The organism is Candidatus Methanomassiliicoccus intestinalis Issoire-Mx1 (assembly GCF_000404225.1).
GTDB classification, from domain to species: domain Archaea; phylum Thermoplasmatota; class Thermoplasmata; order Methanomassiliicoccales; family Methanomassiliicoccaceae; genus Methanomassiliicoccus_A; species Methanomassiliicoccus_A intestinalis.
Window position 1 is genome coordinate 1,882,554 of record NC_021353.1, and the last position, 20,882, is coordinate 1,903,435.

The 20,882-nt window shown below is 45.4% G+C and carries 21 protein-coding genes; 6 read left to right on the forward strand and 15 right to left on the reverse strand.

All coding sequences use genetic code 11. The features are described 5' to 3' along the window. Position 1: 1 nt before the first annotated feature. The gene (locus H729_RS09135) at positions 2 to 583 is read right to left on the reverse strand and encodes a FumA C-terminus/TtdB family hydratase beta subunit (RefSeq protein WP_020449723.1); all 582 of its coding nucleotides are present in this window, start codon (positions 581 to 583) and stop codon (positions 2 to 4) included. Then, positions 580 to 1,452 carry a fumarate hydratase gene (locus H729_RS09140; RefSeq protein ID WP_048134127.1) on the reverse strand — a complete coding sequence of 291 codons (873 nt, stop codon included), beginning with the start codon at positions 1,450 to 1,452 and terminating at the stop codon, positions 580 to 582. The genes H729_RS09135 and H729_RS09140 overlap by 4 nt, the downstream gene beginning before the upstream one ends. 97 nt (positions 1,453 to 1,549) lie before the next feature. On the opposite strand from H729_RS09140, the gene H729_RS09145 reads away from it, so the two are divergent. Continuing rightward, positions 1,550 to 2,278 carry a competence/damage-inducible protein A gene (locus H729_RS09145; protein WP_020449725.1) on the forward strand — a complete coding sequence of 243 codons (729 nt, stop codon included), beginning with the start codon at positions 1,550 to 1,552 and terminating at the stop codon, positions 2,276 to 2,278. Here H729_RS09145 and H729_RS09150 read toward each other — a convergent pair. The 4 genes from H729_RS09150 to H729_RS09165 all read right to left on the reverse strand — a co-directional run bounded on the left by H729_RS09150 (position 2,265) and on the right by H729_RS09165 (position 7,466). Further along, complete coding sequence (locus H729_RS09150) at positions 2,265 to 3,293, reverse strand: 60S ribosomal export protein NMD3 (protein ID WP_020449726.1); 1,029 nt, start codon at positions 3,291 to 3,293, stop codon at positions 2,265 to 2,267. The genes H729_RS09145 and H729_RS09150 overlap by 14 nt on opposite strands. Positions 3,294 to 3,410: 117 nt before the next feature. Next, positions 3,411 to 3,704: a DUF424 domain-containing protein gene (locus tag H729_RS09155; protein WP_048134667.1), complete on the reverse strand. Its 294-nt coding sequence runs from the start codon at positions 3,702 to 3,704 to the stop codon at positions 3,411 to 3,413. 8 nt (positions 3,705 to 3,712) lie between these two features. After that, on the reverse strand, positions 3,713 to 6,886 hold the full coding sequence (locus H729_RS09160; RefSeq protein WP_020449728.1) for an ATP-binding protein: 3,174 nt from the start codon (positions 6,884 to 6,886) through the stop codon (positions 3,713 to 3,715). A 55-nt stretch (positions 6,887 to 6,941) separates the two neighbouring features. Then, the gene (locus H729_RS09165) at positions 6,942 to 7,466 is read right to left on the reverse strand and encodes a DUF367 family protein (RefSeq protein ID WP_020449729.1); all 525 of its coding nucleotides are present in this window, start codon (positions 7,464 to 7,466) and stop codon (positions 6,942 to 6,944) included. A gap of 149 nt (positions 7,467 to 7,615) precedes the next feature. Between H729_RS09165 and H729_RS09170 the strand changes: the two genes are divergently transcribed. After that, positions 7,616 to 8,848: a M20 family metallo-hydrolase gene (locus H729_RS09170; RefSeq protein WP_020449730.1), complete on the forward strand. Its 1,233-nt coding sequence runs from the start codon at positions 7,616 to 7,618 to the stop codon at positions 8,846 to 8,848. Here the strand turns inward: H729_RS09170 and ftsY are convergent. The 3 genes from ftsY to rpl18a are packed head-to-tail and all read right to left on the reverse strand — an operon-like array spanning position 8,845 to position 11,054. Next, the gene (gene ftsY / locus H729_RS09175) at positions 8,845 to 10,392 is read right to left on the reverse strand and encodes a signal recognition particle-docking protein FtsY (RefSeq protein ID WP_020449731.1); all 1,548 of its coding nucleotides are present in this window, start codon (positions 10,390 to 10,392) and stop codon (positions 8,845 to 8,847) included. The two genes, H729_RS09170 and ftsY, sit on opposite strands and share 4 nt — an antisense overlap. Positions 10,393 to 10,404: 12 nt before the next feature. Then, a complete protein-coding gene (gene pfdA, locus H729_RS09180) occupies positions 10,405 to 10,824 on the reverse strand; it encodes a prefoldin subunit alpha (RefSeq protein WP_020449732.1) in 420 nt (139 codons plus the stop codon). Continuing rightward, a complete protein-coding gene (rpl18a, locus tag H729_RS09185) occupies positions 10,821 to 11,054 on the reverse strand; it encodes a 50S ribosomal protein L18Ae (RefSeq protein ID WP_020449733.1) in 234 nt (77 codons plus the stop codon). Before rpl18a ends, pfdA begins: the two co-directional genes overlap by 4 nt. Before the next feature lie 142 nt (positions 11,055 to 11,196). On the opposite strand from rpl18a, the gene H729_RS09190 reads away from it, so the two are divergent. Then, entirely contained in the window at positions 11,197 to 11,997 is an 801-nt protein-coding gene (locus H729_RS09190) for a radical SAM protein (protein WP_020449734.1), read from the forward strand. Here H729_RS09190 and H729_RS09195 read toward each other — a convergent pair. Continuing rightward, entirely contained in the window at positions 11,989 to 13,251 is a 1,263-nt protein-coding gene (locus H729_RS09195; RefSeq protein ID WP_020449735.1) for a DNA primase small subunit domain-containing protein, read from the reverse strand. The genes H729_RS09190 and H729_RS09195 overlap by 9 nt on opposite strands. Continuing rightward, complete coding sequence (locus tag H729_RS09200) at positions 13,244 to 14,293, reverse strand: lysylphosphatidylglycerol synthase transmembrane domain-containing protein (RefSeq protein ID WP_020449736.1); 1,050 nt, start codon at positions 14,291 to 14,293, stop codon at positions 13,244 to 13,246. Before H729_RS09200 ends, H729_RS09195 begins: the two co-directional genes overlap by 8 nt. 150 nt (positions 14,294 to 14,443) lie before the next feature. On the opposite strand from H729_RS09200, the gene H729_RS09205 reads away from it, so the two are divergent. Then, positions 14,444 to 15,334 carry a zinc metalloprotease HtpX gene (locus H729_RS09205; RefSeq protein ID WP_236608639.1) on the forward strand — a complete coding sequence of 297 codons (891 nt, stop codon included), beginning with the start codon at positions 14,444 to 14,446 and terminating at the stop codon, positions 15,332 to 15,334. A gap of 46 nt (positions 15,335 to 15,380) precedes the next feature. Here H729_RS09205 and hxlA read toward each other — a convergent pair whose 3' ends face one another. Continuing rightward, positions 15,381 to 16,676, reverse strand: coding sequence for a 3-hexulose-6-phosphate synthase (gene hxlA, locus H729_RS09210; protein ID WP_020449738.1), 1,296 nt, complete (start codon positions 16,674 to 16,676; stop codon positions 15,381 to 15,383). Between the two features lie 159 nt (positions 16,677 to 16,835). Between hxlA and H729_RS09215 the strand changes: the two genes are divergently transcribed. After that, the gene (locus tag H729_RS09215; protein ID WP_020449739.1) at positions 16,836 to 17,057 is read left to right on the forward strand and encodes a hypothetical protein; all 222 of its coding nucleotides are present in this window, start codon (positions 16,836 to 16,838) and stop codon (positions 17,055 to 17,057) included. Between the two features lie 180 nt (positions 17,058 to 17,237). On the opposite strand, the gene H729_RS09220 is transcribed toward H729_RS09215, so the two are convergent. Together H729_RS09220 and H729_RS09225 are read right to left on the reverse strand one after the other, a co-directional pair. Next, complete coding sequence (locus H729_RS09220; protein WP_020449740.1) at positions 17,238 to 18,416, reverse strand: thiolase family protein; 1,179 nt, start codon at positions 18,414 to 18,416, stop codon at positions 17,238 to 17,240. A gap of 167 nt (positions 18,417 to 18,583) precedes the next feature. Then, positions 18,584 to 19,870: a tRNA(Ile)(2)-agmatinylcytidine synthase gene (locus H729_RS09225; protein ID WP_187289320.1), complete on the reverse strand. Its 1,287-nt coding sequence runs from the start codon at positions 19,868 to 19,870 to the stop codon at positions 18,584 to 18,586. Positions 19,871 to 19,903: 33 nt separating this feature from the next. On the opposite strand from H729_RS09225, the gene H729_RS09230 reads away from it, so the two are divergent. Then, positions 19,904 to 20,530 carry a HemK2/MTQ2 family protein methyltransferase gene (locus H729_RS09230; protein ID WP_020449742.1) on the forward strand — a complete coding sequence of 209 codons (627 nt, stop codon included), beginning with the start codon at positions 19,904 to 19,906 and terminating at the stop codon, positions 20,528 to 20,530. Here the strand turns inward: H729_RS09230 and H729_RS09235 are convergent. Beyond that, the gene (locus H729_RS09235) at positions 20,525 to 20,848 is read right to left on the reverse strand and encodes a hypothetical protein (protein WP_020449743.1); all 324 of its coding nucleotides are present in this window, start codon (positions 20,846 to 20,848) and stop codon (positions 20,525 to 20,527) included. The genes H729_RS09230 and H729_RS09235 overlap by 6 nt on opposite strands. Between the last annotated feature and the right edge of the window lie 34 nt (positions 20,849 to 20,882).

A 20,882-nucleotide genomic window follows, 5' to 3' on the forward strand; every position in this document is an offset into this window, starting at 1 on the left:
TTCACTCCAATCCTAATATCTTTTTTGAATCGGCCAGATTTTTACTGACATTTCTTGAAACTTCATCATACAGAGAGTTTCCAGAAGCATCAATAGCAACAACAAGAGGGCCGAAATTATTTGCTTCAACAACCCAGAGGGCTTCCGGCATACCCAGGTCAAGCCAGAATACATCTTTAACATTCTCAAGACCTTTTGCTGCCAGCACTGCTGCTCCGCCTGTGAAAGCAAAGTAGACGCAGCCGAATTTTTTCATTGCGTCCACTGTATCTTTTGACATTCCGCCCTTGCCGATTATGGCTCTGATTCCCGACAGTTCAATGAACTTCGGCTCCATGGAATTCATTCTGGCAGAGGTTGTCGGTCCGGCAGCCAGGATTTTCCGGTCTTCCTTCCTTACAATCGGCCCGCAGTGAAATATAACACCGCCCTTGAAGTCAACAGGAAGCTCTTTAGAAGATTCATAGAATTCAAGCGCCCGCAGATGAGCTTCATCTCTGGCGATAAAGATCGTTCCAGACAGATAGACGGTCTCACCGACCTTGAGATTTTTTATATCATCTTCAGACAGGGGAGTGTTCATTCAGAACCACCCCGCGTCAGGTATTCCACTGTGCCGTCTGCATAGATCCTGGCAGTTGCACGGCGGCCCGCCCAGCACTGGAGATTCACCGCCACCGGAAGACTGGCTGTGTGGCAGTATGCGATTTCAATGTTTACTCCCAGCGTAGTTGTGTCGCCGCCTAAGCCCATGGGGCCAATGCCTGTCATATTCAGAGCTTCATACAGATCGGATTCGAGTTCTGCAACGCTCTGGTCTGCATTCCTCTGATCCAGAGACCTCAGAAGAGCTTTTTTGGACAGTGCTGTGGCTTCATCAGCCGTCCCGCCTATGCCGATTCCCAGAATAATCGGGGGGCACGGCTTTCCTGCTGCATTGACCACAGTATCAAGAATGAATTTTTTAATGCCCTTGATTCCCTGAGAAGGAGTCAACATAGCTAAGGCAGTCATGTTTTCAGAGCCTGCCCCTTTCGGCATTACAGTGATTTCCGTATAATCTGCTGAAGACGGATGGAAGACCACGTAAGGAAGACCTTCAGCTACGTTTGTCCCAGGGTTTTCTCTGGTAAGCGGATGGACCGCATTCGGACGAAGCGGAATCTCATTGGTTGCTCTCAGCGTACCGGCACGGATCTTATCTTCAATGCCGGGGGTAATCCTGCCGCTGACGAAAAACACATGAATGCCTGTATCCTGGCACATTGGAACCGCCATGCTGTCTGCTGCATCAATGTTATTCAAAATCGTGCGCAGCTGGGTTCTGGCAATCTCGCTGCGTTCATTCTTTTCAGCTTTCTTCAAAGCAGAGAGGACGTCCTCCGGCAGAGAAGTAACGGCCTCCTTCAGCAGAGATACGACAGTGTCTTCGATAATATCAGTTCTAATGATCTCACCCCGTGCGGCAGAGCAACTGCACTAAAGTGCACAGATATAAATTGACAGGTTACCGATGGATATATAGTTCTCACATTACTTGCAGTAAATTATGAATGTCGGGATAATCAACATCGGCGATGAGCTTCTGACTGGAAAAAAGGATCCATACCCTGCTGAAATGATTGAAGCGGTAAGATCTAAAGGAGCAGACGTGGCATTCATACAGGTCATTACAGATGACATTGATGTTATTGTGAAGGCGCTGGCGTATTCACAGAATGCAGATGTAGACATATTGATAGTCACGGGCGGACTGGGTCCCACTCTGGATGACCTTACCAGAGAGGCAGTCGCCGAGTATATGGGTACAGAACTGGAGATAGACGAAAAATCACTGGATGAACTGGAACGGTTTATGAAGAGAATACATCCAGAAAAAGAACTGGAAGAGATTTCAAAACGCATGGCCAGAGTCCCCAGGGGCGCTGAGGCTGTGCATAATGTCTGCGGGGCAGCCTGCGGAATAAAGGCTCAAATAAAAAATATGACGGTATTCTGTCTCCCCGGATTCCCCAATGAAATGATACCAATGTTCTATGAAAGCATACTTCCGGTAATCTCAGGAAATGACGAGATTTCAGAAGAACTTACAATATTCATAAATGAATCTGATGTGGATCCATATATGAGACAGATATCAGAAAAATATAATGTCAGAGTAGCATCGCTGCCCAGCTTAGACTACAAAAAGATAGGAAACAAAGTAGTCATCAAGGGAAAGAAGGAAAATGTAATGCTGGCCAGGAAAGAATTTGAGAATTGTATTAATTCCCTATAAAATACAATTCTCCTTCATAACTGAAAATTTTAATTGTATCGCCGGTTCTTTTGAAACCGCGCGGTTTCTTTATTTCTACAGTTTTGTAAGACGATGGATGCATTATCTGAAACTCGCGGTCTGTTTCTGTAAGAACAACTGCATCCATGAAGTCATCTTTTGTCCCTACGACCCTGACTTCCCTGAGATCCACGTTTGATACCGTTTTAGGCTCATGATTTTTGATATTGCGGAGCTTGGCAGTCTGAGGTCCAGTACTCGATACAATGTACAGTTTACCTTTAATTTCTATAATATCCCTAACACGATACGGAGGCAGACGCACCAGGTATGTTACGCGGTAGATGTTGCGACCGTCTTTCTGTCCCTGGATAGAAGATGATTCCTTGGTTTCTGCCCCATAGGTGGAGATCAGATCTCTGGCAATCATTTTTCCAAAGGCAAGAGTGCTGGCATAAAAATCGTAGCCGCCGTGGACTTCAACAACTTTGGAGATGAAAGCATCCCTGTTGTTTTTAGAAACTCCCTCTGCATATTTCATCACACGAGATAGAATCTCTTCTTCTTCCTTGTCTGAAAAATGCCTGGCAGAAGGTCTTACCTGCACAATTGATTCAAAATAGCTGCCCTGAATCTTATTGCAGCGGTCGCAGACATTGCGTCTTACCCTGACGGTAGTTGTACAGTCTTCCACCACTTCCAGGTCATCATACAGCAGATAAACGAGAATTTTAACCAGGTAGTGTTTTTCATCGAGACGCTCTGCAGAGCATTCCACTGCATCCAGAACTGCGTCCTGTCTCAGCATGATGTTGCCGATGGCAAATTCTTTTACGGCCTCTTCCTCAGAATCGTAATGAACCCAGCCTTTTCCGATTTGGAAATCTTTGCAGTGGGCACAGTAAACCAGATCAGAAACTTCAGGACAATTTGTAAACTTATTGCTTTTGAGATAACACTCAGAACACAGGGAATCGTATGTCTTCCCTTCCTTGCCGCACTTTACGCAGAACATAGTTGCAGTCCATTGGATGTGTTATTGAGATATTAAAGCTTGGTTCACGAATTATTTACATAATGTGCCGCAATCCAGATAATTAAATACGAAATGCAACTTTAAATTATCCTGCAGTTACATTTTTGCCAGCTGGGCATGCGGGACTCCGCCGATCATGATTATGCAGTCTTCGTCAATGTAATTGTGCTTTACAGCCAGAGCGATTACTTCCCTGCCGACAAGATTTGCAGAAGAGCACATGGACAGCCTGTTGAGCAGAAGCTCTTCAGAGGCGTCTTCTCCCTCATAGAACTCCCTGTAGACTTCAAGCCTCATCCTGCCTTCTGAGAATTTCATATCTAAAAGGTCTTTGTCTGCTGCAGCCAGCAGAACCTCGCTTCCGGACGTGTGCATGCGTAAAGTGATCATGTTTACCCTCATACTATCTTGAAATATCCAGGAGTAGGAGAATAAAGCTCTCCTCCCTGCGTCATGCGTTTGAGCAGATTTTTAACTCTGGTATCGTCAATATTGCTGCCTGCAGCCAATTTAATAATGTCTTCCTGGCTTACACCTTTTCTCGGGTCTGCGTCTGCCACCGCTTTCTTGATTATATCCTTAAGAATGGTCTGCTGTTCCCTCTGAGAGTGGCTTATGCCGGTAGCTACGATATCAAAGTCCAGCGTCTCTCCTTCACCGGCAATTTTATGCAGATAATATTCAACAGCGTTGACAGCTCTCTGGGCATCCTCCACGGTAACAAGCGTGGAAAGCCTGGCCCTGGCGCTTGCCTCAGACAGACGGACAAAGGCTTCGAGCTGCCTGGCGGTGATCGGCACGGAGGCGCCTTCAGCTTCACCCTGTTTTCTGATCCTGAGATAATAATCAGAAATTGTCTTCATGGCCTCATCGCTCATGATCGGATTGATTCTTTTAGAATATGCAACATATTTTCTGAAAAAGTCTCTTTCAAAGATAGGCTTCATGGTCGAAGTGTCGCTGAGAATCTTTTCTGTATCAACGCCTTCAATAAACGGAATATCATCGTTATACTTTCTAACCTGACCGCGGCGGTGGGCTTTCAGAATATGATTAGTAATGTTCTTGTCCTTCTCTGCTGAAGGCTTGTCAGTCAGAGCAAATATCAAATCAAATCTGGACAGAAGTGCAGGCGGCATGTTGATCTGATCTGCGATGTACTGATGCTCCTCAAATCTGCCGTATTTAGGATTGGCGGCACCAAGCAGAGAACAGCGGCACTGCAGAGTTGCAGTAATTCCGGCTTTAGCCACTGATATAGTCTGGCTTTCCATGGCTTCGTGCATAGACGACCTATCCTGATCGGTCATCTTATCCAATTCATCAATGCAGGCCTGCCCTAAATCAGCAAGAACCAGAGCACCGGCTTCAAGAGTCCATCTTCCCTCTCCGAAGTCATCTTTCACCGCAGCAGCGGTATTGTGCACAGAAAACCCGTTTGCTATGAAAGTATGGCTGTCCTGCACAGTAAGATCATACACATACTCAGGAAGATCGTCCCAGACCTTGTTGACTGAAACGATGGGAGACTCGAAAATCCTGCCGCTTTCCGGATCTACGAAGGGAGCATTCATTCCCGCTTTAACGTCTGCCGCGCAGCACCAATTGTCCTCGCCGCAGACCATGATCTTGGTTTCTGCCGTCAGACGAATTTTATATCCGTCAGATTCTTCAAGTTCCACAAGAAATGAAGGGGTCTTAATTTTCCATATGGCCTCCAATTTCTGATGGACTTTTTTTCCGTCAATAACGGCATCAATGTAATAGTTTTCAGGGATTTTTTCTATCCACTGCCCATCTTTGATTTCCACTGGACAGTGCATATGTGTTTCAACAAATTCCCCGATCTTAATCTGAGATTCGTTTACAGTTATAGTGCTGTCAGGCGCAATACAGAGACCTGCTGCGGATGATGACTTTCCTGAAGCATATATGCCTCTCGGAGCCAGCCTGGACATATATCTCAGCATCTGGCTGTTGTGAGAGATTAAACCATTGGTAATGAAATTGTGGCTTTCTTCAATTTCAAGATCATATACCCATTCCTCTTCAGCAGGAATCTCTTCTTTGTTGGTTATGACATCATAACAGAAACCTGCTTCCCAGGGGTATTGATCTTCACGGGGGATCATTGAACCTGTGTAAGCTCCGACAGGGGTACCGACAGGAATGTTAGATACAGGTACCGCTCTGATACGGACAGCATACTGCGTAAACAAAGGGTGTGTGGGAGTGACGGTCAGCTGTCTCCCGCTTTCAGTTGTGATTTTAACTAACTTTTCAGGAGCAGTGCGCTTCCAGACCCGTATGGCCTTTCCTTTTTCCATTCTGCCGTGTGCAGAGAAGGTAATCACATCCAGATCGATAGGGGCAGAAAATCCGTCATCGATCTTTTCCACATTTCCATTAGCAATGGCCTCATCGACAATCTCCTTAATCGGCCTGCATGTATTGTCAGCCAGAGTTACTAAAGTATCACCAGTGACACATTTAGCTACACCAGGGTCTCCGATCAGCAGGATGTGGATATCCCCTCTGATTTTAGTCCCGTCATCCAGAGTTTTGGGGACTCCGCCGAAAAGCTGGAGAGCAAGACATTCCTTTTCAACATCATATCCAAAGATAGTCGGAGAAATGGAAGCCACTATATTCTCAAACAGCTGAGGTGATTTTGCAGCCTCTTCTATAGCTTCAATATCCTCATTCGTGATGTCGAGTTCTTCATATTCATGACGCTGCGACTCTACAGAAATTACATCCAGGGAGATATCAAAAATCGTTGATTTGTTCTGCTGCATTTTCTGAACTGAACGGAGAATGCCGTTGAGAGTTACCCTGTCGCCTGGAGCCACCATTCCCGCAGCATCGTCTTCCAGATATCCTGTCAGACGTTCCGGCTGGGCTCCTCCCCTCAAACCTTCAGGGCTCTCCTGGATTTCGACCTTCTGTGTGTCTACAAAGCGGCTCTCCTCAGTCAAAAGTACAAATTTTGTAGCACCGGCGCTTCTTCCGCAGCCGTCCTGTTCTTTGTAGCATTCCATCGGTTCTTTGAACAGAAGCCCGCTCTGCTCTTCCTTGATAATCCGACCGCATCTTTTACACTGGAACAGAGCATCTGTGATTTTAGGCCTCACTTCAGTAGCCTTTCTGACTAAACCCTCTACAGAGATTACCTTGCCGACATGCTTTGCCCTGAGATCCCTGATTTCCACATGGGCATCGCGGGGAAGATTGTTTACTCTCAGGTTAATGTCAGCCTCGCGCATCTCCTGATGCATGAGGTTCTTCATTGCCCTCTTGCCTGAGATAAGCGTCAAATCAGGATGTTCAAGAAACTGGGCGGCCAGATCCGTATCGAACATATCGAGATCGGCAAAATTGACCAGCACGCTTCTTTTATCAGGATATCCGTCAGCGATTTCACGCATCTGCTGGATATATTCCGTTCCAAGAAAAAACGCCTCCCATTTGGCAATTGTGTTGGGATCCAACTCTTTTATTGATCCCCCCTCATATGAGGTCTCGTTTGAGACCATTTCTTCATTGGAATTTTCAAACTCATCGCTAGTCAAAATCTCACCTGATTTTTCATGTACACTTCACATATATTTCTTCTTATCTTTCTCATTATTCAGATCGTTCAGGAGGTACAAACTCCATCTGCACCTTGACTACTTCCGCGCTTGTTCTTGCATCGGCATAGCAGTCCAGAGGCTCCTGGTTCAATTTGATAAACTGTTCTCCCCAGCTGAATTTTGAGAGTATCTGAACAGCCTGTTCCTTTATTCCCATAATATATAATGAAGCCGCTAAAGCCTCCACGCTTGAGAGTTTCAGAGGCTTTCCCCAGTTAACAGGATTAGCAGCCAGAAGATAAGGAAGCGCACGCTGCTGCAGATCACTCCTCAGTTTTGGAAAGTCATTGATCTGGTTCCAGGACATGTCCATAACCACCAAGCCGTGTGCAAGCGCAGTCTTGGTATCTTCACGGGAGATCGCCTTTTCAGCATAAGGGGTGAGTACTACTGCACCGTGCGGTATTCTTCTCAGAGATGCGATTTCCTGAGCTAAATTAAATTTCATCAGTTTTCTGCCAGTACACTTTTTGGGATCGCACTGATGCTCGTCATAAACGTACAGATTTACAATCACGCTCTACACTCCTTGTTATTAACGCTCAATTGGTAATCACCTAAATCGTTTTTCATAAAACATGCGTTATGCTGCCTGTATCATTATTCAGACATATATATCTAGAATGCTCGACAAGAATAAGTCATATCAAAACAATAACGAAGTTGATGCAGTCTAAAAAAGAACTTATTGAAACCGCACAGAATTGTCAAAAACAGATGGTAGACGAACTGACTGCAATGCTGAGAATCCCAGCCATGGGACCGGAAAACGGCGGAGACGGGGAAGGCAGACGCGCAGACCACCTGGAGAATCTGCTAAAATCATGGAACCTGCCTGTAGAAAGAATAGAGATTGAAGACGAAAGGCTAGGAACAAGACCGAATCTTCTCAGCAGAATAAAAGGAAAAGAAGAAAGGACGATATGGCTGGTAGCCCACATGGATACTGTATCCCCTGGAAATCTGAATTCCTGGGACAGTGATCCGTTTGAGCCTGTAGTAAAAAACGGAAAGGTCTACGGCAGAGGCTCTGAAGATAATGGGCAGTCTGTAATCTCATCAATATTCGCCTTAAAAATTCTCTCAGAGCTTGAAGAAGCACCAGAGCAGTCATACGGAGTTGTTCTGGTTGCAGATGAAGAAGCCGGCTCGCTTTACGGCATAAGGCCGCTGATAGAACAGGGCTGTTTTAGAAAAGAAGATGTATTTTTTGTTCCAGACTTCGGCGAAGCGACTGGTTCAAGCATAGAGATGATGGAAAAATCGATAATCTGGCTGAAAGCCTCTGTCAAAGGCAAACAAGTCCATGCATCGGTTCCCAACAGAGGAACAAATGCACTGGTCGAGGGATCAAAATTCATTCTTGCCCTCAGAGACGCGCTGTACGCTCATTTCAATCTGAGCGATTCAGCATACAATTATGAAATTTCCACGTTTGAACCTACTAAGAGAGAAAATGAAGAGGGCAGCATAAATATCATTCCAGAAGTAGAGAATGTATTCTTTGACATCAGGCTTCTTCCTGAATATTCCATCGAAGAATGTGTATCATTTGCAGAAGAGTTTGCTGCTGAATACTCTAAGAAAAATAACATAAATGCAGCAGTTGAGAATGTCCGCGTAGATCCTGCAGGACCTCCTTCCACAACAGAAAACAGAGAATTCTCAGTCTTAAAAGATTCAATACGCGAAGTCATCAACGTAGATGCAAAAGCAATAGGCATAGGCGGTCAGACGTGCGCCAACTGGTTCAGAAAAGCAGGATACAGCGCATATGCATGGCAAACGGTTGAAGGTCTGGCACATCAGACAAATGAATATTCAAAAATAGAGAATATTGTAAACGACTCTGCAGTGTTTGTACTGACAATATATGAGTTATGTTTCAGAGCGGCTTAATCTGAAAACAGCCTCTCCAGCATCCATTCGCTGTCAAACTTGATTATGTCTTCGTACTCCTGCCCCATGCTCATGAAGGCAATCGGTTTTCCGATTGAATGAGCTATTGACAAAGCGGCTCCGCCTTTAGCATCGGCGTCAATCTTTGTGAGAATAATGGCATCGAGTCCGATGGCATCGTTGAATGCCTTGGCCTGCTCTACTGCATCGTTGCCGGCTAACGCGTCTCCCACGAATATAACAAGATTCGGTTTGACAACACGTTTGATTTTCTTCATTTCATCCATAAGGTTGGAGTTTGTCTGCATTCTGCCTGCCGTATCGACAAGAACCACATCTTTGTGTTTTGACTTGGCATGCTCAACAGCATCATAAGCTACAGCTGCAGGATCGGCTCCTGACTGATGCTTGATTATCTTGACGCCGAGATTGTCAGAATGGATTGTAAGCTGTTCGATCGCACCTGCACGGAATGTATCAGAGGCTGCTAAAACAACAGTCCTGCCTGATTTCTGCAGACGATTTGCCAGTTTCGCGATGGAAGTGGTTTTTCCTGTCCCGTTGATGCCTACGAACATTACCACAGCCGGTTTGTCGCTGTCATCAATAAACTTGTCAAAGTCAAATTCATTGGACTGAAGAACGCTTCCGATAGCGCTTTTCAAGGCCTCTTCAACAATATCACCGAGGTTTTCTCCGCGCTCAACCTTTCTTTCAGACAGAACCTGCTGGACACCTTCCTTGATTGCATCAATCACAGGCAGAGCCACATCAGATTCCAGTAAACCTATTTCCAGATCCCAGAGAATGCTTTCAATATCGTCTTTGTCTATTGATTTTGCATTCTTAGACACTGAAGCAGCAACCGGCGCTTCGTGTTTTTTCTCTCCGCGTTTGGAGAAAAAGCCCTTTTTGGATTCGTCAACAGATCTTGCCTCTGGTTCTGCAGGCGGCTGGACTTCAACATTCTTTACTGGTGCAGGCTTGACTTCTTCGGTCTGCTTTACAACCGGTGCAGGTTCAGGCTTTACCGGTTCAGGCTGGACTTCAACCTGTTTTACTGGTTCAGGCCTGACTTCTTTTGTCTCTTGAGGTGCTGCTTCCTTCTGTTTTGGAGCTTCCTGCTTTGAGCGTCTTTCAAAGATAGATGCCCTGGCACGTTTCGGCTCCTCGAGTGCAGGCTTCTCAGCTGCCGGTTTTTCTTCAGGCAGAGGACTCTCTTTCTTCACTGGCTGTTTGGGAGCTGGTTTCGGAGCTGGTTTTTCAGGTATAATATCTTCTTCAAAATCATCTTCGTCTTCTGGAGCGTCTTCAAAAAACTTGTCGTTCTTCCAGAATGCTTCGTCATCCCAAAAATCATCATCTAAAAGATCGTCATCGTCCGATTTGGACTTGGCAGTTGTTTTGGGAGCCTTTTTCTTAGGTTCTTCCACAGGCTCCTCTGGAATGGAAGTATCTGGTTCTTCAGATTCCTCAAGTTCATCGATCCGCTCTGATTCCTTGCTCTTTAGAGCTGAGAGTTTCTTCTTAAGCGAATCGAACACTTCTTCCACCTATCACTGCCCATTCAATGCAGAAATCTCTTGCTGAACCAGATAGGTTAGCTCTTCAGCTTTAGCCTCTATTTCCATGCGGCGGTTGACTAAAGTCTCAAGGGAAGTCATGAGCTCTTTGGCCCTGTCTTCCATCAGTACAATGGCTTCATCAATCGGCTTTTCCATAGAGATTCCGGTTCCTACTCCGACAATTGCTTTGTCGTTGACCTCAACCTTGGCAAACACAAAGGAGCTTCCCCCGATAGGGATGAGAAGTTCAGAACCAGGTTCTGCATTTTTATATTGAACGAATGTCTCGCGTGCCCTTGCCAGTTCTTCGACAGACACTTGAATGAGCTGCTGATTTTCTGCAATGCTGGCCAGCTGATTGCGGTAAAGCTCCAGGGTGGACATTGCCTGACGCAGCTCGTCTTCGTTCATTGCGCCCCTCCAACGAGGTACTGGACTGTAATGTCTGTGATGCTGTCTTTATCAAGAAGTGTAATTTCATCGATTCTGATCTGCTGTCTCTTCAGTTTGTGGCGGCTGCCCAGATTGGAGTATACCTGCTCTGTAACCTGAGCTTCATCATCAGCGGCTAATTCAAGGCTGAATTTCTGCCAGCTGAACTTTCCAGTTTTTAATGCACCAACGGCACGATAAGCGTTCATTGATAAACCTCTTTCAACTCGCAACAATAACCTAGTAATATAATCTTTTGGTATCTATGGCTTTCTAAAAAGGCATACTACAGCGTATTTTATGAGCTGAGATGACATTTAAGAAAACAGCACCAACAATTGGAAAGGGATCATGAAAGTTTTAACAGCATATTATCCAGACAGAAAATTTCCTGCATTTTCAGTAACGGGAAGAAACTGCAGGCAGCGATGCAGCCACTGCAGGGGCAGATTTCTGAAAGGCATGATCCCAGTAACTCCAGAAGATCTGGTTTCAACAGCTGAAAAATATTACAATCAAGGTGCAGAGGGATTCCTGCTCAGCGGCGGATGTGATGAGCACGGCAGAGTCCCGGTCATGCCGTTTCTGAATGCAATCAAGAAAATAAAGGCTGAAACAAATCTTAAAATCAATATACACACTGGATTTCTGAGCAGACCTGAAGCTTTGGAGCTCATATCAGCTGGAATTGACTGCTTTTCAATAGACATCGTTCAAGACAGGGAAGTTATCAAAAAATGCCTCAATCTTGATGTTTCTCCGCATAAATATGAAGAAACGCTGGAAGCACTGGAAGGATCGGCGAAAATTGTTCCTCACGTATGCACAGGACTGCAGTCTGCAGAAGGGGAGCAAAAATCCCTGGAACTGATATCAAAGTTTGAGGTGTCATCCATCGCAGTGCTGGGGCTGATTCCCGCCAGAGACAGTGAATGCAGCGAAAGAATGATTTCTTTCGTCTCAGAAGCGGTTAAGACAGGCAGACCGGTCACGATCGGCTGCATGAGGCCAAGAGGAAATGTACCGCTGGAGATCAGCTGCGTAGAAGCAGGAGCCTCGGCAATGGCTGCGCCGAACCATAAGACACTGGAGATTTTGAAAGAAAGGGGATGGACAGTTATAGAAAAGAGCGAATGCTGTGCATTATTCTAGGCTTTCAACAAATTCCAGAGTCGCTTCCCTGCGTCCTATTAAAAACATGGCGGCATACTCTGGAACTCTGCATATGCCCTCGCCGGTTATGCGCTTCCCGCGGATTGTAATGTCAACCTTGTGTTTCAGGAATATTTCGATTTCACGATCCGTATATGTATCTGGAACAGCATCCAGCAGAGGATTGAAATCATCAAGGTCTTCTCTTTCCATCGGCACAACTCTCAATCCGCTCTTGCCGTGGAGGCTGCCGGGAAGCCTGATGAGCCTTTTGATATCAGCTGTAACCGGCTCATCAATTTCACATCTAAACCTTGGAATAACTTCATTTTCAAGCAGCCCGAGGAAAATATCTTCATGCCGTTTGCTGGTGAAGCAGTCGAAGATGTTCTTTTCCAGAAGCATGTCGCTTCCTGATCTCTCTCCCCTCTTTTCGTAGAGATCCTTCAACATTCCATTCACCAGAGTCTCGGAGTAGGTATTCAGATATGGAAGCCTGGTACGCAGATCTTTGACATCCAGAGATCTCATTTCTTCAATCAGCCATGCAATTCCGATCCTCATCTTTCCTTTCCATCCCCCGGAGCCTCCGGGGGGAATGCATCTCACTCTGCTCTCCTGAACACGCCCTTTGATTTCAGTAATGTTGACGGTCTTGGTAGGAAAGACCCAGTCCATATTGAGATTGTTGCCTGCGATGTAATCTACAATTTCTCGCCTTTCATGACTTTTCAGACGTGCCACTCTTTCATCGCTTACATGAATGTGGTAGCCTCTGCCGCCTGAGAAAACGATTCGTAAGTGTGATTCATCGAATCCTAGATCTCCAAGAAGAAAATCATCCACCAGTCTCAGAACCTCAATCTTGATCCTTGCAAGCATTTCGTCATAGCTCATGAGTTCTGCTCCAGGGATGTGATCGGCATCCAGATCAAAAATCAGATCTGCACCGATCCACTGTTTGTCTTCCATCGTGGCAGCACCTGGATACTGATAATATGCCGTGGAGTGATATGAATGAGAAGGCACCTGAGTCTGTAAAAAAGAGTAAAGCGCATCATCAGACGTAAAAGCCATATGCCTCTGTACAAAGCTCCTGTCAAAGAACATAAAACCGAATTCACGGTTTTTGAACATTGTAGGAATGTATGGATGATTTTTAGAATAATATCTTCTAAATCGCTCCATCATGAACTCTTTGTCAGATGCCATTGTAGAACCAAGAATACACTGCCTGTAAATTAGTTTATTCATTCACAGTCGTCTGCTGACCGGTTTTTCCCCGGTGGGTCCCGTATCTGCCCTTTTTCAGAATGAATGTGCACAGTGCAATCGGTACAATGAGCCAGATGCTGGTAATTATCGAAAGCAGCCCGGCTGTGGCAGAAACCGCAGATGTAAGACCAGCGGCCTGGAAGAACTCTGAAACCACCATCATGTTCCCGCCTCCTGCAGGGAAAATCAGCTGAGCTGTAAAACTGATGATGGATGACAGTACAATTACAGATAAGAAAACAGTAGCCCCGATGGAATCGAAGATGATTACCATCCTGGTAAACTCCATACACCAGATCAGTATTGTGAGGAACATCGAAGTAATGATGTGTTTTTTATTCTTCTTCCAAGACATTGACCGGCCTTCGTTGAACGATGCCACAGTCTTGTTGACCCAGTTGGCAAACCTCTCCCGGTCTTTTTCATTTTTCAGAGCCTTGGATACCCATATGCCGAAGGCGCCTAACTTAGCAGCTATTGCCGGATGAGAGATTATTCCAATTACCAGTAGATTCCCTAAAACTATTATAACCATTAAAAAAGCCAGTGCATCCCAGGCTCCCTCATAGATCCCAAAGATATACACTGATGCAAAGGAAGCTACTAAAGCAATTGTCGTAAAAAGCATGTCCATGACTCTCTCATAGACAAGGGTTGAAAGAGAAGCTCCAATGGCGACTCCCTCTTCTTCTTCACTTATTCCTGCGGCCCTTACGGCATCTCCCAGAACCCTTCCTGGTGTAACATCATTAAGCGCCTGTCCTACTGCATAATGAGGAAGACATGATTTGAAGGGAAGTGTCTGACCGGCGCCTTTCAGCAGAATATACCATCTTACAGTCCTGACAAATACCATTGCCAGATAAAGCAGGGCCGCGATGACAATAAGCAAGAGGCTGGAATGAGCCAGTTCTTCAGAAACTTCATTAACATCGGCTGAAACAAGCAGTGCAAGTATGAGGATTAGAGACAGAGCTGCCGTGACGAGGTAGCCAAACCACTTTTTTTTACTGCTTGCCATACAGTCCTTAACTCAAAGGGTACTTAATTATTTTCTCTCTAATTTAGGAAAAAATCAAATACATAAATTCTGGATTTTTGTAACAAAATATCTTTTCATTTTTGCATACTTAATGCTTAAATATACAGACATCGTAGGTTGAGATTATAGGTGAATAAACAAATGGGAGCTTCTGCTACCTTAAGGACCCTATTATTGTTCATAGTGATGTCCTTGATATTTGCAGCCATAGGCTGGCTGCTTGGAGAATTCGCAATGGGAGGGAACTGGGTACTCGGTGTATCCATTTTCTTAGCGTTAGCAATTATCATGAATTTGGTGTCATATTTCTTCTCAGACAAGATTGTGCTCGCCACATACAGAGCAAAGATTGTCACTGAAGAAGAAGCGCCGAGACTCCACCGTATAGTCCGCAATCTTTCACAGCTGTCTGGACTTCCAATGCCTAAAATCGCAATTGTACCGTCAAACACGCCTAATGCATTTGCTACAGGCCGCAATAAGAAACATGCGGTAGTAGCAGCAACACAGGGCATATTGGACTATCTGACAGATGATGAACTTACAGGAGTTCTAGCCCATGAAATGGCACACGTGAAAGATAAGGATATCATGGTCATGTCTGTCGCATCTACACTGGCCGGAGCAATATCATTTGCATCCAGAACATTCTACTGGGGAACACTGTTCAGCGGTGGAAACAACAGAGAAGGCAATATCATAATTGCATTGATAGTGGCAATTACAGCCCCAATTGCAGCAATGCTGCTTCAGCTGGCTGTTTCAAGAAGCAGGGAATATAAAGCAGACTATGAAGGCGCAATGATGATAGGCCGTCCGATGGCGCTTGCAAACGCTCTCAGAAAACTGGAAGCTGGAAACAAAGCTAAGCCAATGGATTTCGGCAATCCCTCGTCTTCATCACTGTTCATAGTGAATCCATTTTCCGGAAAGGGACTGGCATCACTATTCTCAACACATCCTCCCATGGATGAGAGGATCAAAAGGCTTGAGAATCTGGCCGGCGGAATGCGCTACTGAAAATATCAAAAAAAGCCTCACCGTTGAGGTGAGGTGAAAATAATTTTTAATGAACCTGTTCCCACTTTTCTAATTCAAGAACTTTTGATAATGTGCTGCCCTTTTTTATCTCTTCGCGGATCCTGTTTTCCCTTTCAGCCACATCGACTGAGCGGTTGGCAATTTCAGTGGCTTTCTCCTGAGGAACTACTACCACGCCGCAGTCATCGCCGATTATCCAGTCACCGGGCTTTATTGTCAGCCCTCCGCAGAGAATATTGTGGCCGATGCCGCCGTATCCCTTGGGCTCACTGGCATTTGGAACTGAATACCTTGAGAATGCAGGAAATCCCATTTCATAAATTTCATCCATATCCCTGATGGCTCCATCGATTACTACTCCTTTTATACCCTTAGAAATGCAGCTCCAGGCAGCCAGAGCACCGAATACTGCGATATCTCCGCCTCCGACATCAATGACCAGTACATCTCCTTTCTCGGCCTGATCAATAGCCTCTACAGGTTTTGCCCAGTCTCCATTGACTGTCTGTACTGTAAGCGCGCGGCCGATCATTTTGGTGCCGGGTTTATTTCTCGGGATGATACCGGAAAGAACTCCGGTTCTATGCATGGCATCAGAAATATTCGCTGTTGATGCAAGAGAAAAAGCCTCATACAATTCATCAGAACCGTACTTTTTCGCAACGTTGGATGCCACAGCCTTATGTGTAGCCATTGCAGTTTTCATATTCTCTGTGGCACTGCACACATCCTTGGCTTTGATGATACTGCCGCCGGCAATGATAATGGAAGCACCGGCGTCTAGAAGTTCAGGTGCGGTAATCTGTGTGATTCCCCCTGCTACAGCGACAGGTATCGATACTTCTGAGACTATTTGTTTTAAAATGTCAATTGGAGAACTCTCCCCTTTCATCTGCTGATCTATGCCTATATGAAGGCAGATGTATGAAACTCCAAGTTTCTCTGCAGTTTTAGAGCGTTCCACTCTGTCACTGACCCCTATGAGGTCGATCATGATCTTGGACCCGTACTGCATTGCGGAAGTAACTGCCTCTTCAATAGTGCTGTCGTCAGCTAAACCGAGAATTGAAACAATGTCTGCACCGGCTTTAGAAGCTATCTCAACTTCTGTAGCACCTACATCCATAGTCTTCATGTCAGCAATTATCGTGTGTCCAGGGAAATTTTTCTTCAGTTCCCGTATGACGTCTGATCCCTCGGACTTAATTAAAGGCGTACCGGCTTCAATCCAGTCTGCACCGCCTTTCACCGCCTCCGCAGCAATTTCAAGGGCTCTTTTTTTATGCATAAAATCAAGAGCCACTTGTAGGACAGGTTCCATACCAGAGGTTATGCACTCGGCATATTAGGCATTTTTTATATCCACACATATCTAATTTTAGAAAGCAGCCCTAAACATACACAATCAAGAAAATTCTGGTAAGCTGACATCAGCACCCGATGTGGAAAGTTTTTAACCAGAGTATCGATGAAGGCTGCAATGAATATCAGTCTCGAAGAAAAATACAAAATTGTATCGGGCGTGTTGGGTGAAAACCGATACACGACTCTCGAACTAGAGGCTGCTATGGCAGATCAAGGCACTCAATGCCCTGATGATCTGGCCAGGACCCTGAATGTTTTAAAAAGAAAAGGAATGATCTGCGGCGAAGTCTCAACAGAACGCGGCGGATGGGTCTGGTGGATTGAAAATAATAAATAATAAAGAATAAATGCCCCCTCGGCTCGCCCATCACTCATCACTGATCAGCGCGGAAAATTCGTCATCGGGGATTTTCACAATAGAGATGTTAATGATAAAACTTTCATAAAGAGGTTTAATTTGCGGCCGTGTTTTCACGGCCGCCTAGCGTTTGCCGGATGGTGATTGTACAGAAAAGCCTTATTCTCTCTCAATTATCATTGAGACTGCGTTACCGCCGCCGAGACACAGGGTGAGCAAACCTCTGTGCTTCTGGGCTCTCTGTAATTCGTAGATTAATGAAACTAGCACCCTAGCACCAGAACATCCTATCGGATGTCCTATGGCTACTGCGCCTCCATTAACATTGAACTTTTCATCGGGAACTTCAAGCGTTTTCTTAACTGCCACAGAAGCGGTTGCGAAGGCTTCGTTGTGCTCGAAAAGATCGATATCGTCTATAGTCATATCGTTCCTTTTCAGCAGCGTCTGAGTTGTAGAAATCGGAGCCTCCATTATCCACTCGGGCTTAGTTCCACCAGTATTATAATCCCGTATAGATGCTAAGATATTAAGACTCTTCTCTTCCGCATATTTTCTAGAAGTAATTACAAGAGCAGCCGCACCATCGCTGATCTGCGAAGAATTCCCGGCTGTGACGATTCCATCTTTTTTAAATGCAGGCCTGAGTTTGGAAAGTGCTTCCATGGAGATATCAGGTCTTATGCCTTCATCTTCCTTGAACTCAAACTCTGTTTTCTTAGATTTTACGGTTAGAGGGAGTATCTCTTTTGAGAAATATCCGTTTTTAGTAGCATTGTTTGATTTTACATGACTCTGGAATGAAAGCTCATCCGCCTGTTCCCTGGTAACATTAAAACGTTCTGCTACGATCTCAGCAGTCATACCCATATGGGCATCAGTCGGAGCATCCCACAGTCCATCATGAACGAGATGATCGACAATCTTGTTGTCGCCGAGCCTGTATCCGAACCTTCCATCCATGAGAAGATAGGGAGCAGAACTCATGCTTTCCATTCCGCCGGCCACGATTGCTTCGTGCTCTCCCACACGGACAGAGTTTGCAGCCAGCATAACAGATTTTAGACCTGAACCGCAGATCTTATTAACATTCAGAGAACCGATTTCAACCGGCAGCCCCGCATTCAAAGCGGCCTGTCTGGCTGGATTCTGTCCGGTTCCTGCAGACAATACTATTCCCATAATGCATTCCTGAATGTCGGCCGGTTCTAATTTGGATCTCTGTACAGCTTCGCTTATTACTTTAGCTCCAAGCTGGGGAGCTGTGAAACTTTTCAAAGCCCCGCCTAACTTTCCCACTGCGGTTCGAGTTGCACCAACGATTACTGCTTCGTTCATTAGATCCCTTTCAAAGTTTGATTAACGGTTCCAAATGCTTCACGCAATAATATCTTAAATAACTGTCGGTGATGCCGTTCGTCAATAAACGAAGATATGAGTTTACAAAATTAACTTTATGCAATATTTGAAATTATAAAGCGGTTGAGACGGAGATACCAGACATCTCAATCTTCAAAATTGCACCGCTTCAATGGTTTTGAAAGATGTCTCCGGGAGCAGACGGGCGGTTCATACCATCCTATAGAGATTGTTCTAGGTTCTTCAGCCATTAATACGTCATTTGACTTAGTACCGCAGTCTCTGCACCTGTATCCCTGCCCTGCCCCGACAGATTTCATTATCCTGCCGCATACGCTGCATTTCGGGTTTGCAACTTTGATTTTAAATGACGAAAGAGAGACCACCTGCAGCTTTTCGATATTGAGTGTCCTGGGCTCTTCTCTCAGTTCTCCAAAGACTTTTACAAGGTCTCCGGGTCTCAGAGCACGGATGACATTGCGGAAGCCCTTGGAAGGCTCGTACGCTGCACATTCAAGCTTCTCTCCAGCATCGATTGTGAGAATTACATGGCCGCCTGCAACTGTAACCGGGATGGAAGCTACTGTTCCTTCAACCGCATACGATGAATTAGGCTCCAGAGAATGATAGTCTTCAATGATGTGGTCATCCGTACCCTGGTTGCTCAGGTAGATGAGCCAGCGTTCAACTTCTTCAGATCTTATGAATTCCCTTGCCTTCAAAAGATCTTCAAAGGAGTCGCCTCTCACACCGTATAAGATAGGGCAGGAGGTGTTTGGCACGATGGCCGGTTTAGACAGCCCCTCGTCATAGTTGTTAAAGGTGGAAGGAAATAACTCATCCAGCTGTCTGACGTCTTCAGCATTAACATGTCTGGGGGTTCCCCATTTGCTGCGTTCTCTGTATGCAAGCACTTCGTAAGTGTAATCGCCGGGTTTCCAGGAAATCGATGCAGAAGCCCCGATGACACCCCGCCCTTTGTTTATCTGAAAGACTCTGTGGTCCTTTCCTTCCAGATAGGAGAGCGCCTCCTCCTTGGAGATTATTCTGTGGACTGCCTTGTCATAAAGCGAAGCATCTACATCATCTCTGCACACCACAAGCCCAGGATCAGCATGATCGGTCTGCGACCATTCTTTAACCAGATCGATACAGCGGCTGAATACATCATCAATATCCGGTTCGCTTTCAAGATCACTATAACAGAAAATTTTACGGCCGGCGATGCTTCCAATATACTGGCGGTCTCCGCAGCCCTTTCCCACCCTGATGCAGAGGGCACCGTTGCCTCTAGTCTTCCACGGCACGGCAGGATTCAAACGTACAAGTCTTGGAAACCCGATGAGATCCAGATCATCCAGAGTGCGTATCAGTTCCGTTGCCAGGAAAGTGGTGCACATCCAAGTGGAGGAATCGGTATCATCGACAGCCACATACATGCTGCATCGATATCAAACGAAGTATGAATGTGTTGCGATAGGGATGCTGAAAAATACAGGGATGGCGATAACAAAGACCGCATGGAATATAATCGAGAGATAGACATCACGGAATGCGCAGAAGTATACCCTCCGGCAGAGGACACTTTCCTGCTGCTGGACAGCCTTGAAGAGCCAGCAGGACTCAAGGTTCTGGAGATGGGCTGCGGAACCGGACTTATAAGCTGCCACCTTGCATACAGCGGCGCAGATCTTACAGCTGCAGACATTAATCCCAAAGCAGTATGCTGCACAGGCAGCAACTTAAGAAACAACAAACTTAAAGGCAGTACGATTGTTAGTGATTTATTCCAAAATATAAATGAAATGTTTGATTTGATTGTTTTTAATCCTCCATATTTGTCTGCGGAGGAAGAAGGCTGCGGAATAATTGAAAAGGCATGGGCGGGAGGCCCCAGCGGAACTGAAATTCTGGCAGAGTTCCTTAAACAGAGCGGGGACCATCTGCTGCCAAACGGCCGGATAATTGTGCTGCTCTCATCAGAAATGAATTCAGATGCACTAAATAATCTTCTTTCTAATTTTAAACGTAATAAATTAAAAACACGCAGATGCTTCTTTGAAGAGCTGTGGGTTGAAGAATTGAGTTTATGATGAAAGCATAGACAGGCTTCCTCCTATGGAAGTAAGGATTGCCCCGATCAGGAATCCTCCTCCGGCAAAGATCATCGAAACCACTGCAACAGACAGCAGCAGAGCTGATTTGGGAAAACTGTAGGATTTGTAAATAAAATAGCTGAGGCATATTGAAATGATGCCTAGAGCAGTCACAAAAAGACCATAAAAGAATGTAGCTTGAGAACTGAAGTCTGACAGCAACGGGATTAAAGTCATAATCAATCCCTGAAACAGGATCAGCAGACCGCCTGAAAAAGCGGCGGCTGCGGGAAGTGTATTCTTTTCTCTATCCACCTGATTAATGAAGCAAGGACGATGGAGAAAAGAA

Bases quoted from the DNA above. Each gene is read 5' to 3' on its own strand.
- H729_RS09135 (WP_020449723.1), bottom strand. From the start codon at position 583: ATGAACACTCCCCTGTCTGAAGATGATATAAAAAATCTCAAGGTCGGT.
- H729_RS09145 (WP_020449725.1), top strand. From the start codon at position 1,550: ATGAATGTCGGGATAATCAACATCGGCGATGAGCTTCTGACTGGAAAA.
- H729_RS09150 (WP_020449726.1), bottom strand. From the start codon at position 3,293: ATGTTCTGCGTAAAGTGCGGCAAGGAAGGGAAGACATACGATTCCCTG.
- H729_RS09155 (WP_048134667.1), bottom strand. From the start codon at position 3,704: ATGATCACTTTACGCATGCACACGTCCGGAAGCGAGGTTCTGCTGGCT.
- H729_RS09170 (WP_020449730.1), top strand. From the start codon at position 7,616: ATGCAGTCTAAAAAAGAACTTATTGAAACCGCACAGAATTGTCAAAAA.
- pfdA (WP_020449732.1), bottom strand. From the start codon at position 10,824: ATGAACGAAGACGAGCTGCGTCAGGCAATGTCCACCCTGGAGCTTTAC.
- rpl18a (WP_020449733.1), bottom strand. From the start codon at position 11,054: ATGAACGCTTATCGTGCCGTTGGTGCATTAAAAACTGGAAAGTTCAGC.
- H729_RS09190 (WP_020449734.1), top strand. From the start codon at position 11,197: ATGAAAGTTTTAACAGCATATTATCCAGACAGAAAATTTCCTGCATTT.
- H729_RS09195 (WP_020449735.1), bottom strand. From the start codon at position 13,251: ATGAATAAACTAATTTACAGGCAGTGTATTCTTGGTTCTACAATGGCA.
- H729_RS09200 (WP_020449736.1), bottom strand. From the start codon at position 14,293: ATGGCAAGCAGTAAAAAAAAGTGGTTTGGCTACCTCGTCACGGCAGCT.
- hxlA (WP_020449738.1), bottom strand. From the start codon at position 16,676: ATGGAACCTGTCCTACAAGTGGCTCTTGATTTTATGCATAAAAAAAGA.
- H729_RS09215 (WP_020449739.1), top strand. From the start codon at position 16,836: ATGAATATCAGTCTCGAAGAAAAATACAAAATTGTATCGGGCGTGTTG.
- H729_RS09220 (WP_020449740.1), bottom strand. From the start codon at position 18,416: ATGAACGAAGCAGTAATCGTTGGTGCAACTCGAACCGCAGTGGGAAAG.
- H729_RS09230 (WP_020449742.1), top strand. From the start codon at position 19,904: ATGTGTTGCGATAGGGATGCTGAAAAATACAGGGATGGCGATAACAAA.